The organism is Streptomyces sp. NPDC000880, assembly GCF_053599675.1.
Window position 1 is genome coordinate 26541 of record NZ_JBSFMS010000002.1, and the last position, 15510, is coordinate 42050.

Here is a 15510-nt window from a genome sequence, read left to right on the forward strand (position 1 = left end):
TGGCTGCTCATATCGCTGAACGTACCGCCCTGATCAGTGCCTGGGCACGTGGATCCGCCGTAACTCCCTTGCGCATGCCGTTGGTTGCGTAGCCGAACGCGATGCCCGACTCGGGATCGGCGAAGCCGAGCGAGCCGCCGCGGCCGGGGTGGCCGAAGGAGCCGGGGCCGAGCAGCGGGGATGCGGGGCCGTGCAGCATGTAGCCGAGGCCGAAGCGGGTGGGGACGACCAGGACGCGGTCGGGGCCCGTCGATTCCTCGGTGCGGGCGAGTGTGACGGTGGCCGGGGCGAAGAGCCGGGGTCCGCCGTCGACCTCGCCGATCGTCGACGCGTAGAAGCGGCCCAGCGCGCGGGCGGTGGAGATGCCGTTCGAAGCCGGAAGTTCGGCGGCGCGGAACGCCGGGTCGTTCTCGTCCGGGGCCGGGTCGATCGCCCCGAAGGCGCGGCGGGTGAGGGACTCGGGGTCGCGGTAGGCCTCGGAGACCGCGCGCTTGGGCCGCAGCTTGAGGCCGCCGCCGTCGGCCGCGGCGGGCTCCTCGACCGGACCGCTGCGGCCCACCCGGCCCGCCTCGTCGGCGGGCAGGCCGATCCAGAAGTCGAGGCCGAGCGGGCGGGCGATCTCCTCGGCGACCCAGCGGCCGATGGTGCGGCCGGTGACGCGGCGGACCAGTTCGCCGAGCAGCCAGCTGTACGTCTGCGCGTGGTAGCCGTGGTCGCTGCCGGGCTCCCAGACGGGGCGCTGCGCGGCGATCCTCGCCGGTCCGGATACGCCGTCGGCCGCCTCGGCCGGGGTGAGCGGGCGGTCGAGCACCGGCAGCCCGGCGCGGTGCGAGAGCAGTTGGCGTATGACGACGCGCTCCTTGCCGGCCGCCTTGAACTCCGGCCAGTACGTGCCGACCGGGGCGTCCAGGTCTATCTGGCCGCGCTGGTGGAGCAGCAGCACGACGGCCGCGGCGACGCCCTTGGTCGCGGACCGGACGACCTGCGCGGTGTCCACGGCCCACGGCTCGTGCCCGTCCACGTCCCGGCTGCCGGCCCACAGGTCGACGACCTTGCGCCCGTCCTGGTAGACGGCGACGGCCGCGCCGCGCTCGCCGCGCTGCTCGAAGTTGCGTACGAAGGCGTGCCTGACCGGCTCGAAGCCGGCTGCCACCGTGCCCTGGACATCCATACCGGCCACAACCTCCACGCCTGCGGTTCTCATCCCTCCATGGTGCGGGGTGCGGGGTGCGGCGGACGCCGCGGGGGTGGGTGGAGCTGGGGGCAAGCCCCCGGACCCCCGTACGCCCTTCGGGCGTTGTCCTCAATCTCCCCCGGACGAAGTCTTGGGGGGAGTTTGAGGCGCGGGGCCCGTCCCGGTCAGACCGCCGCCTGTGGGTTGAAGCCGAACGGCAGCTCCAGGCGGTGCGCCCGCATCAGGTCCTCGTCGCCCAGCAGTTCCCGCGTAAGCCCGTCCGCCGCGATCACGCCCTCGCTGAGGACCACCGCCCGCGGGCACAGCTCCAGCGCGTACGGCAGGTCGTGCGTGACCATCAGCACGGTGACGTCCAGCGACCGCAGGATGTCGGCCAGTTCGCGCCGCGACGCCGGGTCGAGGTTGGACGAGGGCTCGTCGAGTACGAGGATCTCCGGCTCCATTGCGAGAACCGTGGCGACCGCGACCCGGCGGCGCTGGCCGAAGGAGAGATGGTGCGGCGGCCGGTCCGCGTACTGAGCCATGCCCACCTGGGTGAGGGCCGATACGACCCGCGCCTCGAGCTCCGCGCCGCGCAGGCCCGACGACGCCGGGCCGAAGGCCACGTCCTCCCGGACCGTCGGCATGAACAGCTGGTCGTCCGGGTCCTGGAAGACGATGCCGACCCGTCGGCGGATCTCGGCGAGGTTCGCCTTGGCCACCGGCAGGCCCGCGACCGAGACCGAGCCGACACCGCCCGCCAGAATGCCGTTGAGGTGCAGGACGAGCGTGGTCTTGCCCGCGCCGTTGGGTCCGAGCAGGGCAACCCGCTCCCCGCGCGCGACCGTCAGATCGACGCCGAAGAGCGCCTGATGGCCGTCGGGGTAGGCGTAGGCGAGGCCCCGCACTTCAAGAGACGCAGTCATAGGGTCCATCCCAGCAGACAGACGGCGAACGCGGTCAGCGGGAGTGCCACGGCGTACGACCACTGGGCCCGTGAGGCGGTCACCTGGTCGATGACCGGCATGGTCCCCGCGTACCCCCTGCTCACCATCGCCAGATGGACGCGCTCGCCGCGTTCGTAGGAGCGGATGAAGAGCGCGCCCGCGGACTTGGCGAGGACGCCCCAGTGGCGCACGCCGCGTGCCTCGAACCCGCGCGACCTGCGCGCGATCGACATCCGGCGCATCTCGTCGGTGATGACATCGCCGTAACGGATCATGAAGGACGCGATCTGGACCAGCATCGGCGGCAGTTTGAGCCGCTGCAGTCCGAGCAGCAGCGAACGCAGTTCGGTCGTCGAGGCGAGGATCACGGACGCGGCGACACCGAGCGTCCCCTTGGCGAGGATGTTCCACGCGCCCCACAGGCCGGGGACGCTCAGCGAGATGCCCAGTACGGAGACCTGCTCGCCCGGTACCACGAACGGCATCAGCAGCGCGAAGGCCACGAACGGGATCTCGATCAGCAGACGGCGCAGCAGGAACCCGGCGGGGATGCGGGCGACGGCCGCGACCGCGGCGAGCAGGACCGCGTACAGGCCGAAAGCCCACACGGCCTCGCGCGGTGTGGAGACCACGACGAGCACGAAGCAGAAGACGGCCACGAGCTTGCAGTGCGGGGGCAGGTCGTGGACGGGTGAGTGCCCCTGCCGGTAGAGCTTGTGGGTGTGACCCGCGCCCATGTCAGACGGTCTCTCGTACGGCGGCGGATGCGGGCGCGTCCGTACGGCGGCGGCGCACCACGTAGAAGACGCCGCTGCCCACCACGACCGTCGCGCCGACGCCGATCACGCCCGCGAGACCGCCGGAGATCCGGGCGTTCGAGACGTCCTTGACGCCGTAGTCGGCGAGCGGGGAGCCGACGGCGGCATGCTCCCCGACGTTTTTGTCGATGCCCTGGTCGGTGGCGACCTTCTCCAGGCCGTCGGGGCTGGCGGAGGCGTAGAAGGAGACGAAGCCCGCAAGGACGAGGGCGGTGACCAGGCCGGTGGCCCAGACCGCCTTCGGCGAGCGGGCGGCGACCGGCGTGTGGGCGGCGGGCTGGGCGTCGACCAGTTCGCCGCCGACGCGCAGCTTGAGCGGGGTGGAGAGACCGCGGGCGCCGTAGACCAGGTCGGGCCGGACGGCGATGACGGCGCCGACGGTCAGCATGGTGATCACGGCCTCGCCGATGCCGATCAGGACATGCACGCCGACCATCGCGGTGAGGACCTTGCCGACGGGTACGTTCGTCGTCCCGCCGATGGCGTAGATCAGGGTGAAGGCGCCGGCCGCGGCAGGTACGGATGCGAGCGCGCCGACGAATGACGCGATGGTGATCGAGCGGCGGGTCCGCGGCAGCACCTTGACCAGGCCGCGGAAGAGCGCGTACGCGACGAGGACCGTGACCACGCCCATGACGGTGATGTTCACGCCGAGCGCGGTGAGACCGCCGTCCGCGAACAGGATGCCCTGCATCAGGAGGACTACGGCTATGCAGAGCACGCCGGTGTATGGACCGACGAGGATCGCGGCAAGCGCGCCGCCCAGCAGATGTCCGCTGGTGCCGGCCGCCACAGGAAAGTTCAGCATCTGTACGGCGAAGATGAACGCGGCGACCAGTCCGGCCAGTGGCGCGGTCCGCTCGGCGCCGACGATCCCGACCGGGGATGCGCCCAGCTCACGGCGGGCGCCGCGCAGGCTGACGGCGACGGCGCCGGCGGCTGTGACTCCGGCGGCCACTGATACCGGGGCGTTGATGAATCCGTCGGGGACATGCATGGCGGGCTCCGCTTCGGACAGATGAATGACTGTTCAATGATTGTGCCTTATTGCAAACAGTTCGCAAGAGCGTGCCTGTCACTAATAGAGTTCGAGACTCCGTCCGGAAATATGGGACATTAGAGAGCAAAGGCGGGCGAGTGGGAGGAGCGGCAATGTCCACAGTCGTCGAAGATTACGCATTGGCCCGGATTGTCACCGACGCTCCGCAGCACCGGTCCGTCCGCGTCGCCCTCCGCTACGACCCCGGCGACAGCCCTGATTCGGTGCGCTTCGCGTTCCCCAGCGGCCGCGAGTGGACCTTCCCCCGCGAACTGCTGGAGACGGGGCTGCGAGCGCCTGCCCGCCGGGGCGATGTCGAGGTCTGGCCCTGCGGCCGGGTCCAGGCGATTGTGGAGTTCCATACCCCGGACGGCGTAGCGGTGGTGCAGTTCGACACCAAGTCGCTGATCCGCTTCCTGCGGCACACATACACGATGGCCGCACCCGCCACCCAAAGGTGACGAGCGCGGCCACTGGGTACCGCGACGGGTCCCGTCCCCACGGTGCCGTCGGGACGAGTCCCGTCCCCACGGTGCCGTCGCGTGCGTCAGACGCGTACCCCTTGTGCGTCAGACGCGTACCAACTGCCGCTCCCCGTCCGGGCCTTCGCTGGCGCCCTCGGGACGGTCGGCGAGCTCCTTGTGCAGCTTCTCGCCCTCCACGTCGACATTGGGCAGCGCCCGGTCCAGCCGGCGCGGCAGCCACCACGCCTTGTGGCCCAGCAGTGCCAGCACCGCCGGCACGATCGCCATCCGGACCACGAACGCGTCGAAGAAGACCGCGATCGCGAGGCCGAAGCCGATCATCTTGACCATCTGCTCGCTGGAGCCGATGAAGCCGGAGAAGACCGCCATCATGATCACCGCGGCGGCGGTGACCACCCGTGCCCCGTGGTTGAAGCCGGTGACGATCGCCTCGGGGGGCCGCTCCCCGTGGACGTACGCCTCACGCATCCGCGTGACCAGGAAGACCTCGTAGTCCATCGCGAGACCGAAGACGACGCCCACCATGAAGATCGGCATCATTGACATGATCGGGCCGGTCTGTTCCACACCGAACAGTGAGCCGAGCCAGCCCCACTGGAAGACGGCGACGACGGCGCCGAGTGCCGCGACGACGGAGAGCAGGAAGCCGAGGGCCGCCTTGAGCGGCACCAGCACCGAGCGGAAGACCACCATCAGCAGCAGGAAGGCGAGTCCGACGACGAGCGCGAGATAGGGCAGCAGTGCGTCGTTCATCTTCTGCGAGAAGTCGATGTTCATCGCCGTCGCGCCGGTGACCAGCACATCGTCGCCGCTGCCGGCCCGGATGGAGTGGACGAGGCCCTCGGTCTGGACCGAGGACGGCCGGCCCTTGGGGACGACCGTGACCATCGCGGTGTCGCCCGCCTTGTTGAGGGTCGGCGGGGTGACGGCCGCGACACCGTCAAGGCCCTGGATCTTCTTGGCCGTTCGGTCGGCTGCGGCCTTGTCGCCATCCACGACGACCATCAGCGGGCCGTTGAAGCTGGGGCCGAAGCCGTCGGACAGCAGGTCGTACGCCTTGCGCTGAGTGGTGCTGACCGGCTGCGAGCCGTCGTCGGGCAGACCCATCTCCAGCGAGGCGGCCGGTATGGCGACAGCGCCGAGGCCCACCACGCCGGCGAGCAGCACAGTGACCGGGCGGCGCAGTACGAAGCGTGCCCAGCGGGTGCCCATGTTCGGCTTCTCGCCGGCCGGCTTGCCCTTGCGGACCTTGCGGCCGAGCACCCGGTTGCCCGCGAACCCGAGCAGCGCGGGTATCAGGGTGAGCGCGATGAGGACCGCGATCACGACCGTGCCGGCCGCGGCGAAGCCCATCTTGCTGAGCATCGGGATGTTGACGACGGCGAGGCCGACCAGCGCGATGACCACGGTCAGGCCCGCGAAGACGACCGCGGAGCCCGCGGTGCCGACGGCCCGGCCGGCCGCCTCCTCGTGTTCGCGGCCCTCGGCCAACTCGGCGCGGTAGCGGGAGACGATGAAGAGCGCGTAGTCGATGCCGACCGCGAGGCCGATCATCGTCGCCAATGTGGAGGTGGTGGAGCCGAGGTCGAGTACGTTCGCGAGCGCGGTGATCGTGGAGATCCCGATGCCCACACCGATGATCGCGGTGAGCAGGGGAAGCCCGGCGGCGACCAGCGAGCCGAAGGTGATGACCAGGACGACCGCGGCGACGATGACGCCGATGATCTCGCCGGCCCCGGTCTCCGGGACGGTCTGCAGCGCGTCGCCGCCGATCTCCACGGTCAGCCCGGCGTCGCGCGCCTCGGTGCCGGTCTTCTCCAGCGCCGTACGGGTCCCGTCGGTCAGCTCCATCGAGCTGACCTTGTACGAGACCGATACGTACGCGGTGGCGCCGTCCTTGGAGACGGCCTTGCCGGTGTACGGGTCGGTGACGGAGCCGATCTGGTCGGAGCCGGCCTTCAGCGCGGCGACCGCTTTGTTCACCGCGGCCTTGTTGGGCGCGTCGGTCATCTTGCCGCCGTCGGACGCCTTGAAGACGACCCGGGCGGTCGCGCCGTCGGCGCTGGCCCCGGGGAAGCGCTCTTCCAACAGGTCGAAGGCCTTCTGCGCCTCCGTGCCCGGAATCGAGAAGGACGATGAGGTGGCGGTGGACGCGTTGGCCGCGCCGACTCCGGCGAGTGCCAGCAGCGCCACCCACAGCAGGACGACGAGGCGGCGGCGCCGGAAGGCGGACCGCCCGAGTTTGTAGAGGAACGAGGCCACGACGGCGTACTCCCGTGTGTGAGGTGAACAGGGCATGGGGAGCCGGCCCGACGACGAGAGCGGCGCGCGTCAGGTGCTGTGCTGGGTGGTGCGGGGAGAGGTGCTGCGGGGAAGTGCGGGGAGATCAGACGCCGAGTGCGGGGAGGACCACGGCATCGATGTAGGCGGCGATGAAGGCCCGGTCGACCGACCGGTCCTCGATCAGCGGACGGGCGACGAAAGCGCCGAGCATCATGTGCGGGACGTAGCTCAGCGCGGGGGTGTCCGCGGGGAGTTCACCCCGGCCCACGGCGCGCTGCAGCAGTGCGTCGAGCCCGGTGATCTCCGGGTCGATCAGCAGGTCCCTCAGCGCCCGGTGGAGATCGGGGTTGTCGTGGACGGCATGGGCCAGACCCCGCATCAGCGCGGAGTCCTTCTCCATCTGACAGTCGTCCATGCGGTCGACCACCGCGAGGAAGTCGCCGCGCAGCGAGCCGGTGTCGATCTCCGCGATGCTCACCGGCTTGTTGTGGCGCAGCGCGCGGGCGACCAGCTCCGGCTTGCTCCCCCACTGGCGGTAGAGCGTGGCCTTGCTGGCACGGGTGCGGGTCGCGATGGCGTCCATGGTGAGGCCCTCGTAGCCGGCCTCACGCAGCAGGTCGAGCACGGCTTCGTACAGTTCCGCCTCACGCTCGGGCGTGATCCTGCTGCCTGCCATGGTCGAGCTCCAACCTGAACGAAACGGTTTCGTACAGTACGAAGATAACCCGGAGCCTCTGCGAAACGAAATCGTTTCGATCGTGCTCTGCGTCACAAGTTGCCGCACCACCCTGACGCGGAAAGCATTGGAGGGTGACTGACGACGTCGCGTATCTCCGCTTCCCGCACCTGCACGACGAATCGCTGTGCTTCGCAGCCGAGGACGATCTCTGGATCGCGCCCCTGGTGCCCGCCGGGCAGAGGCCCGGCCGCGCCTGGCGGGTCACCGTCGACCGGACCAGAATCGGCCATCCGCGCTTCTCCCCCGACGGCGCGCACATCGCGTACACGACCTGGCGCAGCCTCGACCCGGAGATACATCTCGCGCCGGTCGCCGGCGGGCCTGCCAGGCGGCTGACCTACTGGGGCTCCACCGACACCCGGGTCTGCGGCTGGGACCCGGACGGCAACATCCTGGCCGTCTCCTCGCACAGCCAGCCCTTCTCGTACTTCTCGTGGGCCTACAAGGTGGCCACCGACGGCTCCCCCGGCCGGCGACTCCCCTGGGGCCCGACGTCCGACATCCAGGTCGTGGACATCGAGGGAGAGCACCGCTCGCTGCTCCTCACCGGCAAGCCACCGCACGAACCGGCCGCGTGGAAGCGGTACCGGGGCGGAGCGACGGGCCGTCTCTGGCTGCACGGGGAGCGGCTGCTCGCAGACCTGGGCGGCCACCTGGACTCCCCGATGTTCGTCTCGGGACGTATCGCGTTCCTCTCCGACCACGAGGGCGTCGGCAATCTCTACTCCTGCCGGCCCGACGGGACCGATCTCCAGCGCCACACCGACCATGACGCCTTCTATGCCCGGCATGCCTCGAGCGACGGTCGCAGGGTTGTGTACCAGTGCGCGGGTGAGGTGTGGATCGTCGACGATCTGACGGTGCCGGACGCGGCGCCGCGCAAGCTGGAGGTACGGCTAGGGGGCCCACGCGCCGGACGCCGCGCCTACCAGGTGCCCGCCTCCAGCCACGTGGACGCGATCTCGGTCGACACGACCGGGCGGGCCAGCGCCGTCAACGTACGGGGCAGCCTGTACTGGCTCACGCACCGCGACGGTCCGGCGCGGACCATCGCGGACACCCCGGGCGTACGGGTCCGGCTCCCGGAGATGCTCGGCAGCGGCGGCCAGGTCGCCTATGTCACGAGCGCGGACGGCGAGGACGCCGTCGAGATCGCGTATCTGCCGCGGGCGAGCGGCGAACGGGAGCCGCGCCGACTGGCCTCGGGGCAGCTGGGACGCGTTCACGAAATGGTGTCGGACCCGGACGGGGAGCGGCTCGCGATCGCATCGAACGACGGCCGGCTGCTGCTGATCGACACGACGGAGGAGCCCGGGGACACCCCCGGGGCCGAAGGCTCCGGGAGCGGAGAGGTGACGGAGCTGATCCGCTCCATCAACGGGCCGGTCCGCGACCTGGCATTCTCGCCGGACGGCGCCTGGCTCACCTGGGCACACCCGGGCATCGGCCGCTCACTGCGGCAGATCAAGATGGCCCGCATCAAGGACCGTACGATCATCGACGTCACCAACGGCCGCTTCGAGGACGAGAATCCGGTCTTCACGCGCGACGGCCGCTACCTCGCATTCCTGTCCTGGCGGGGCTTCGACCCGGTGTACGACGTGCACACGGGGGACCTGTCCTTCCCGCTGGGCTGCCGCCCCTATCTCGTACCGCTGTCATCCGCGACACCTTCGCCCTTCGCGGTACTGCCGGACGGACGGCCCGCGGCGGGCGGGCTCGACCCGCTGGACGAATCCGAGGAGGGCGACGGCACGGTCATGGTCGAGGTCGAGGGGCTGGCGGACCGGGTCACCCCCTTCCCCGTCACCGCCTCCAAGTACTCGGCGCTCCGTCCGGTCGGCGGCGGCGGGCTCGTCTGGCTGCGCTGGCCGATCTCCGGGGCGCTCGGCGAGACGTTCGCCAACCCCGCGGACACCTCGGGCCGCCCCACGCTGGAGCACTTCGACATCACCAAGGCCCGCAAGACCGAACTGGTCGGCCATCTCGACTGGTTCGCGGTCAGCGGCGACGGCAGCCGGCTGGTGGTCGTGGACGGCGGGGAGCTGCGCGCGGTCCCGGCCACCGAGTCCGGGGACAGCGACTCGACGGTCTATCTGGACCTGCGCCGGATCCTGCACGAGGTGGACCCGCCGTCCGAATGGCGCCAGGCGTACGAGGAGGCCGGCCGCATCACCCGCGCGTACTTCTGGGAGCCGGGGATGTGCGGCATCGACTGGGACGCGGTGCTCGACCAGTACCGTCCGCTGGTCGAACGGGTCGCGACGCCGGACGAGTTCGCGGATCTGCTGCGCGAAGTACTGGGCGAGCTGGGCACGTCCCATGCATACGTCACGCCCGCGCGGCGCAACGAAGGACCGCCGCACTACCAGCGGGCGATGGGCCTGCTGGGCGCGAACCTGGTCTGCCGCGACGGGAATTGGCTGATCGATCGGATCCTGCCGGGCGAGTCGTCCGACTCCAAGGCGCGTTCGCCGCTGGCCGGCACGGGCATCCGCGAGGGCGCGATCCTCACGCATGTCGACGGCCGCCCCGTGGACCCGGTGGCGGGCCCCTACCCGATGCTCTCGGCGGCGGGCGGCACGACGGTCGAGCTGACCTTCCAACTCGCGGAGGGCGAGGGGCACGCGCGGCGGGTGGCGATCGTCCCGCTGGTGGACGAACGGCCGCTGCGGTACCAGGACTGGGTGGCCAAACGCCGTGAGGTGGTACGGGAGTTGAGCGGCGACAAGTGCGGGTATCTGCACATCCCGGACATGGGCGGGTCGGGCTGGGCGCAGTTCAACCGCGATCTGCGGCTCGAAGTGTCCCGGCCGGCGCTGATCGTGGACGTACGCGGCAATGCGGGCGGCCACATCAGCGAACTGGTCATCGAGAAGCTGACGAGAAAGATCCTCGGCTGGGACCTGACGCGGAACGCCCAGCCGGTCTCGTACGCGTCGAACGCGCCGCGCGGCCCGATTGTCGCCCTCGCCGACGAGGCGACGTCGTCGGACGGCGACATGATCACCGCGGCCTTCAAACTGCTGGACCTGGGCCCGGTGGTGGGCAGCCGCACCTGGGGCGGCGTGGTGGGCATGACGGGCCGCCACCGCCTGGTCGACGGCACTGTGATCACGGTCCCGATGAACGCGGCATGGTTCGACGAGTACGGCTGGTCCATCGAAAACCACGGCGTGGACCCGGACCTGGACGCGCTGCGCACCCCCCTGGACTGGGCGGAGGGCCGCCACGTCCAGCTGGACGACGCGATCCAACTGGCCCAGGACCTCCTCAAGATCCACCCGGCGGCAGAGCCGCCGGACTACTCCCGGGCCCCGGTCCTCCGGCGCCCGAAGCTGCTGCCGAGGAGGGCGTGAGGGGGGGTGTCGCGGGTGACGCCCCGGGACCGGTGAGCGTGCCCACGCGTATGCCCCAGCGACACGCAACCGCCGCACTCCTCAAGGGCGTGGGCGAGCCCCGCATCCCGCACGCAAGAGGGGCGCAGCCCGCCGGCACGGGTGCGCCCCTTTGCTGCGTGGATTCAGATGTCGTAGTTCTGCCTGAACTTGTCCTCGGCGTCCTGCATGGCCTCCGCGGTGGACCGCTCCCGGGGTCCTTCCTTCGGCTTGCCAGACCGCTTTGACGCTTCCTTCTTCGCGCCCCCCTCGGCCTTCCGCGCCCGCTCCTCGAGCGCGTCAGCCTTGTCCTTGAACTGGTCTGCGATGCCCATGAACGTTCACTCCTAGAGGGGGTGTGAGGAGGGCGGGGCCCAGTACGCCCCCCGCGCCTCGACACCAGCGTGGCACGCCGGCACATGCCTCGCATTTCGATCACTGACGCTGCGTACTCGCCTCCCGCGCAGCCTCGTCCGCAGCCCCGCCCGCCCCCACGAGCCCCTTGCCGACCCCAGGCAGCCGCGAGTCGAAACGCCGCATCTCCCGCTGGCCGACCGCCCCGATGAGCCCCGGCAGACAGCCCCGCACCGACTGCATCCCGCGCAGCCACCACTGCGCGTACACATGCGACGACCGTCGTTCGATCCCGGCCACGATCCGGTCCACCGCCGGGCCCAGCGGATACGTACGGTTCGACGGCCAGGGCAGCCGCTGCCGCAGCTCCCGCATCACCTCGTCCTGGTCGGCCCCGCGCACCATGTCCGTATCCGTCCAGGACAGATAGCCGACACCCACCCGCAGGCCCTTGTACCCGACCTCCGCCCGCAGGCTGTGCGCAAAGGCTTCGACGCCCGACTTCGACGCGCAGTACGCCGTCATCATCGGTGCCGGCGTGATCGCGGCCAGTGACGCGATCTGCAGGAAGTACCCCCGGCTCTCCACCAGCACCGGCAGGAACGCCCGGCCCGTGACCGCGCTCCCGATCAGATTCACCTCGATCACCCGCCGCCACGCGACCGGATCCGAGTCCACGAAGGGACCGCCCGAGGCCACCCCCGCGTTCGCGACGACGATGTCGACCTTGCCGAAGCGCTCCTTGACCTCTTGCGCGACCTGCGCCATCGCCTCGTGGTCGGTCACATCCGCATGCCACCAGTCGCTCTCGGTGTGCAGCCTGCCCGAGACCTGCTTCAGCTCGTCCGGCTCGAGGCCCACCAGCGCCACCTTCGCGCCGCGCGCCGACAGCTTGCGGGCGAGTAGCTCGCCCACACCCCGCGCCGCGCCGGTGACGACCGCGACCTGTCCCTCCAGGCTCGTCCTGCTCATACGGCCTCCTCCTTCGCCTTCGCGCTCGCGTTCACAAACGTAGCGACGAGCTCGCGGATCTTCGCGGTGACGGCCTCCGGGGCCTCCACCGGCGTCATGTGCCCCATCCCGGCGAGCTCCACCAGCTCACGGCAGTCGGGCAGCTCTGCGGCCAGCCGCCGCGCGTGCACCATCGGGGTGAGCCGGTCCGCCGTGCCCGCCAGCACGACCGTGGGCACCCGCAACTCCCGTACGCCACTGTCGAGATCGAGCACCGCGAGCACATGCGCCCAGGCCACCCGGGCGGGCCGCGGGCAGGCGTGCACGATACGGGCGCACTCCGCTACCCGTTCCGGCGCCGAACCGGGGCCCATCGTCCCGTACTTGAGGATCCGCCTGGAGACCGGCGTCACGGGTCCGAGCGGCGCCCGCGCCCCGAGAACCATCCGAGTGATCCGGGTCCGCAGCCGCCCGGCGCGCATCGGCAGCACCAGCGACTCATCGACCAGCCGCGAACTGCCCGTACTGCACAGCAGCACCGCGGCCGCGTGCTCCGCGAAGGCCGCCCGCCCGGACGCCGCCATCAGCGTCATCCCGCCCATGGAGTGCCCGGCCAGCAGGGCCTTCTCGCCCGGAGCCAGTACGGCACCGAGCACCGCTTCCAGGTCGTCGGCAAGGAGATCCGTACCGACCGCGGCGAACGGGGTGCTGCCGTGGCCGCGCTGGTCGTAGACAACCACCCGGTGGTCGCCCGCCAACTCCCGTATCTGCGCGGCCCAGAAGAGCGTGGAACAGGTCCAGCCGTGGGCGAGCACGACGGCGGGCGCGCCGTCCGGGCCGTACACCTCGACATGGATCGGTGACCCGTCGGCCGAGACGGCGATCAGAGTCCGGCTCGTAAGGCTCATCGAACAACCTCCGCGGTCTCGGCAGCGGCTTCCACCGTCTCGGCAGCGGTCTCCGCCGACGCGTCCTTCGCCGGCACCCGTACAACCTCGTACTCGGCGAGGTCCACCTCACGCGTCGCGCTGCGGAACTCCCTTGTCGTCCCCGGCCAGATGGTCGTGTTACGGCCATTGGCGTCCAGGTACCAACTGGTGCAGCCGCCGGTGTTCCACACGGTCCGGGCCATCCGCTCCTGGACCCGCCGGTTCCAGCCGCCCACGGCGGACGGCCGGGCGGCGAGCGCGGCACGGCCGCCCAGCACATTCAACTGCCGCATGTAGTCGGCCATGTAGTTCAGCTGCGACTCGATCATCAGGATCATCGAGGAGTTCCCGAGGCCCGTGTTGGGGCCGATGATCGTCATCCAGTTGGGGAAGCCCGCCGCGGTGGCGCCGCGCAGCGACTCCATCCCGTCCTTCCATGCCTCCGCGAGCGTGATCCCGTCGGCGCCGACCACCCGCTCGGCGATCGGCAGGTCGGTCACATGGAAGCCGGTGCCGAAGATGATCGCGTCGACCTCGGCTTCCGTACCGTCGGCAGCGACGACCGTCGAACCGCGCACCTCCACCAGCCCCGAAGCCACCACATGCACATTGGTCTTCGCGAGTGCCGGGTAGTACTCGCTCGACAGCAGGATCCGCTTGCAGCCGATGCGGTACGAGGGCGTCAGCTTCGCCCGCAGGGCCGGGTCCTTGATGGCCCTGGCCATATTGGCCTTGGCGAGCGACTCGACGAGTCCCAGTTGCTTCGGCCGCTTGGTGAACGCGCTGACCTGCAACTCCCTGATGCCCCACAGCAGTCCGCGCCGAGCCGCCCCGGTGAACGGCAACTGCCGGTGCAGCCGGCGCTCGGCCCCACTGATCGCGCGGTCCATCCGCGGCATCACCCACGGCGGGGTCCGCTGGAACAGCGTCAGCTTCCCGACCTCCGGCTGGATCGACGGCACGATCTGGATCGCCGAAGCGCCGGTCCCGATCATCGCGACGCGCTTGCCGCGCAGGTCGTAGTCATGGTCCCAGCGGGAGGAGTGGAAGACCTTCCCGGGGAAGCCGGCAAGACCGTCGATCTCCGGCATCTTCGGGTCGGACAGCGGACCGGTCGCCGAGACGACGACATCGGCGGTGAGCGTGCCCTGCGAGGTCTCGATCTCCCAGCGCAGCTCGTCGTTGTCCCAGCGCGTCATCAGCACTTCATGGTTGAAGCGGATGTGGGAGCGGAGCCGGAAGATGTCCGCGACATGCTCCAGATACGCGCGGATGTGTTCCTGCCCGGAGAAGGTGCGCGGCCAGTCGGGGTTGGGCGCGAAGGAGAACGAGTAGAGGTGCGAGGGCACGTCGCATGCGCACCCCGGATAGCTGTTGTCCCGCCAGGTCCCGCCGACCGAGTCAGCCCGTTCCAGGACGACGAAGTCGGTGATCCCCTCGCGGCGCAGCCGGACCGCGGCCCCCAGGCCGCCGAATCCGGATCCGATCACCGCCGCCCGTACGTGCTCGTTCTGCTGGCCCATGCCGCCGCCTCCCGCTGGAACGTCCCAACCCTGCCACCGCCAAAAACCGCCAGCGATCACTGGCGTGATGGGGAGAGTAGAGCACTGTCATACCGAGCGGTAGGGGCAGGACCCAACAAGTTACCGGCGGTACAACATAGGCTTCCCCTGTGGCAGACGGACGCGAGTACCGCATGGAGGAGCTGGCCAGGGAGGCCGGCATCACGGTGCGCACTCTGCGCTTCTACCGCGAGCGCGGGCTGATCCCGCCGCCGCGCCGCGAGGGCCGTATCGCTTGGTACGACGAGCATCACCTGGCCCGGCTCCGTACGATCGCCGCCCTGCTGGAGCGCGGCCACACTCTCAACGGCATCGCCGATCTCGCCACCGCCTACGAGAGCGGCCGCGACGTCGGTGACGTCCTCGGCCTCGGTGCCCCCACCGAGGAGGAGCCGGTCCGCCTCACCCCCGAGGAACTCGCCGACTACTTCGAGGGCGAGGTCACCCCCGAGAACCTGGCGGCCGCGCTGGACCTCGGCTACCTGGCGACGGACGGCGAAGAGATCGTCCACATCAGCCGCCGCCTGCTGGACGTCTCATCCGCCCTGGTCCGCGAGGGCGTCCCACTGGCGACGGTCCTGGACGCCGGCCGCCGGGTCCGGGCCCACGCGGACGCGCTGGCGGAACTCTTCGTCGAAGTCCTGCGCGCTCACACCGCGGAGGGCGAAGTGGACAGGCTGCGGCCGCTGGCGAAGAGCGTGGTGGACGCGGAACTTTCGATGGCGCTGGCCCGGTATCTGCGCAAGGTGCCCGAGTCCGGCCCCCGCTGATCATTTTGATCACTTCTGGTCAAAGCGCGGTGCCGCAGCGGGAGTTCATGACCGGCGCGCGCATCCATGGCTATGGTGCGAT

At 70.4% G+C, this 15510-nt stretch carries 13 protein-coding genes; 3 read left to right on the top strand and 10 right to left on the bottom strand.

The features are described 5' to 3' along the window. Nucleotides 1–7: 7 nt before the first annotated feature. The 4 genes from ACWDO5_RS01085 to ACWDO5_RS01100 all read right to left on the bottom strand — a co-directional run bounded on the left by ACWDO5_RS01085 (nt 8) and on the right by ACWDO5_RS01100 (nt 3936). Nucleotides 8–1171 carry a serine hydrolase domain-containing protein gene (locus ACWDO5_RS01085; RefSeq protein ID WP_450527465.1) on the bottom strand — a complete coding sequence of 388 codons (1164 nt, stop codon included), beginning with the start codon at nt 1169–1171 and terminating at the stop codon, nt 8–10. A 188-nt stretch (nt 1172–1359) separates the two neighbouring features. Then, complete coding sequence (locus ACWDO5_RS01090) at nt 1360–2109, bottom strand: energy-coupling factor ABC transporter ATP-binding protein (protein WP_450527298.1); 750 nt, start codon at nt 2107–2109, stop codon at nt 1360–1362. Next, the gene (gene cbiQ / locus ACWDO5_RS01095; protein ID WP_450527300.1) at nt 2097–2858 is read right to left on the bottom strand and encodes a cobalt ECF transporter T component CbiQ; all 762 of its coding nucleotides are present in this window, start codon (nt 2856–2858) and stop codon (nt 2097–2099) included. The genes ACWDO5_RS01090 and cbiQ overlap by 13 nt, the downstream gene beginning before the upstream one ends. Nucleotide 2859: 1 nt before the next feature. Then, nucleotides 2860–3936 (bottom strand): energy-coupling factor ABC transporter permease, encoded by a 1077-nt coding sequence (locus ACWDO5_RS01100; RefSeq protein ID WP_450527302.1) that lies wholly within the window; start codon nt 3934–3936, stop codon nt 2860–2862. 155 nt (nt 3937–4091) lie between these two features. Here ACWDO5_RS01100 and ACWDO5_RS01105 point away from each other — a divergent pair, with 155 nt between their 5' ends. Next, on the top strand, nt 4092–4439 hold the full coding sequence (locus ACWDO5_RS01105) for an SsgA family sporulation/cell division regulator (RefSeq protein ID WP_450527304.1): 348 nt from the start codon (nt 4092–4094) through the stop codon (nt 4437–4439). 108 nt (nt 4440–4547) lie between these two features. On the opposite strand, the gene ACWDO5_RS01110 is transcribed toward ACWDO5_RS01105, so the two are convergent. Continuing rightward, a complete protein-coding gene (locus tag ACWDO5_RS01110) occupies nt 4548–6725 on the bottom strand; it encodes an MMPL family transporter (RefSeq protein ID WP_450527306.1) in 2178 nt (725 codons plus the stop codon). Between the two features lie 124 nt (nt 6726–6849). Continuing rightward, nucleotides 6850–7422, bottom strand: coding sequence for a TetR/AcrR family transcriptional regulator (locus ACWDO5_RS01115; RefSeq protein ID WP_450527307.1), 573 nt, complete (start codon nt 7420–7422; stop codon nt 6850–6852). Nucleotides 7423–7556: 134 nt separating this feature from the next. On the opposite strand from ACWDO5_RS01115, the gene ACWDO5_RS01120 reads away from it, so the two are divergent. Next, nucleotides 7557–10844 carry a S41 family peptidase gene (locus tag ACWDO5_RS01120; protein WP_450527308.1) on the top strand — a complete coding sequence of 1096 codons (3288 nt, stop codon included), beginning with the start codon at nt 7557–7559 and terminating at the stop codon, nt 10842–10844. A 164-nt stretch (nt 10845–11008) separates the two neighbouring features. Here ACWDO5_RS01120 and ACWDO5_RS01125 read toward each other — a convergent pair whose 3' ends face one another. From ACWDO5_RS01125 to ACWDO5_RS01140, 4 genes are all read right to left on the bottom strand, one after another. Then, the gene (locus tag ACWDO5_RS01125) at nt 11009–11197 is read right to left on the bottom strand and encodes a hypothetical protein (protein WP_450527310.1); all 189 of its coding nucleotides are present in this window, start codon (nt 11195–11197) and stop codon (nt 11009–11011) included. Between the two features lie 100 nt (nt 11198–11297). Beyond that, on the bottom strand, nt 11298–12188 hold the full coding sequence (locus ACWDO5_RS01130) for an SDR family oxidoreductase (protein ID WP_450527311.1): 891 nt from the start codon (nt 12186–12188) through the stop codon (nt 11298–11300). Next, the gene (locus ACWDO5_RS01135) at nt 12185–13075 is read right to left on the bottom strand and encodes an alpha/beta fold hydrolase (protein WP_450527313.1); all 891 of its coding nucleotides are present in this window, start codon (nt 13073–13075) and stop codon (nt 12185–12187) included. Before ACWDO5_RS01135 ends, ACWDO5_RS01130 begins: the two co-directional genes overlap by 4 nt. Further along, nucleotides 13072–14619 (bottom strand): flavin-containing monooxygenase, encoded by a 1548-nt coding sequence (locus ACWDO5_RS01140; protein WP_450527315.1) that lies wholly within the window; start codon nt 14617–14619, stop codon nt 13072–13074. The genes ACWDO5_RS01135 and ACWDO5_RS01140 overlap by 4 nt, the downstream gene beginning before the upstream one ends. A 173-nt stretch (nt 14620–14792) precedes the next feature. On the opposite strand from ACWDO5_RS01140, the gene ACWDO5_RS01145 reads away from it, so the two are divergent. Further along, nucleotides 14793–15428 (top strand): MerR family transcriptional regulator, encoded by a 636-nt coding sequence (locus tag ACWDO5_RS01145; protein ID WP_450527467.1) that lies wholly within the window; start codon nt 14793–14795, stop codon nt 15426–15428. Nucleotides 15429–15510 lie beyond the last annotated feature (82 nt).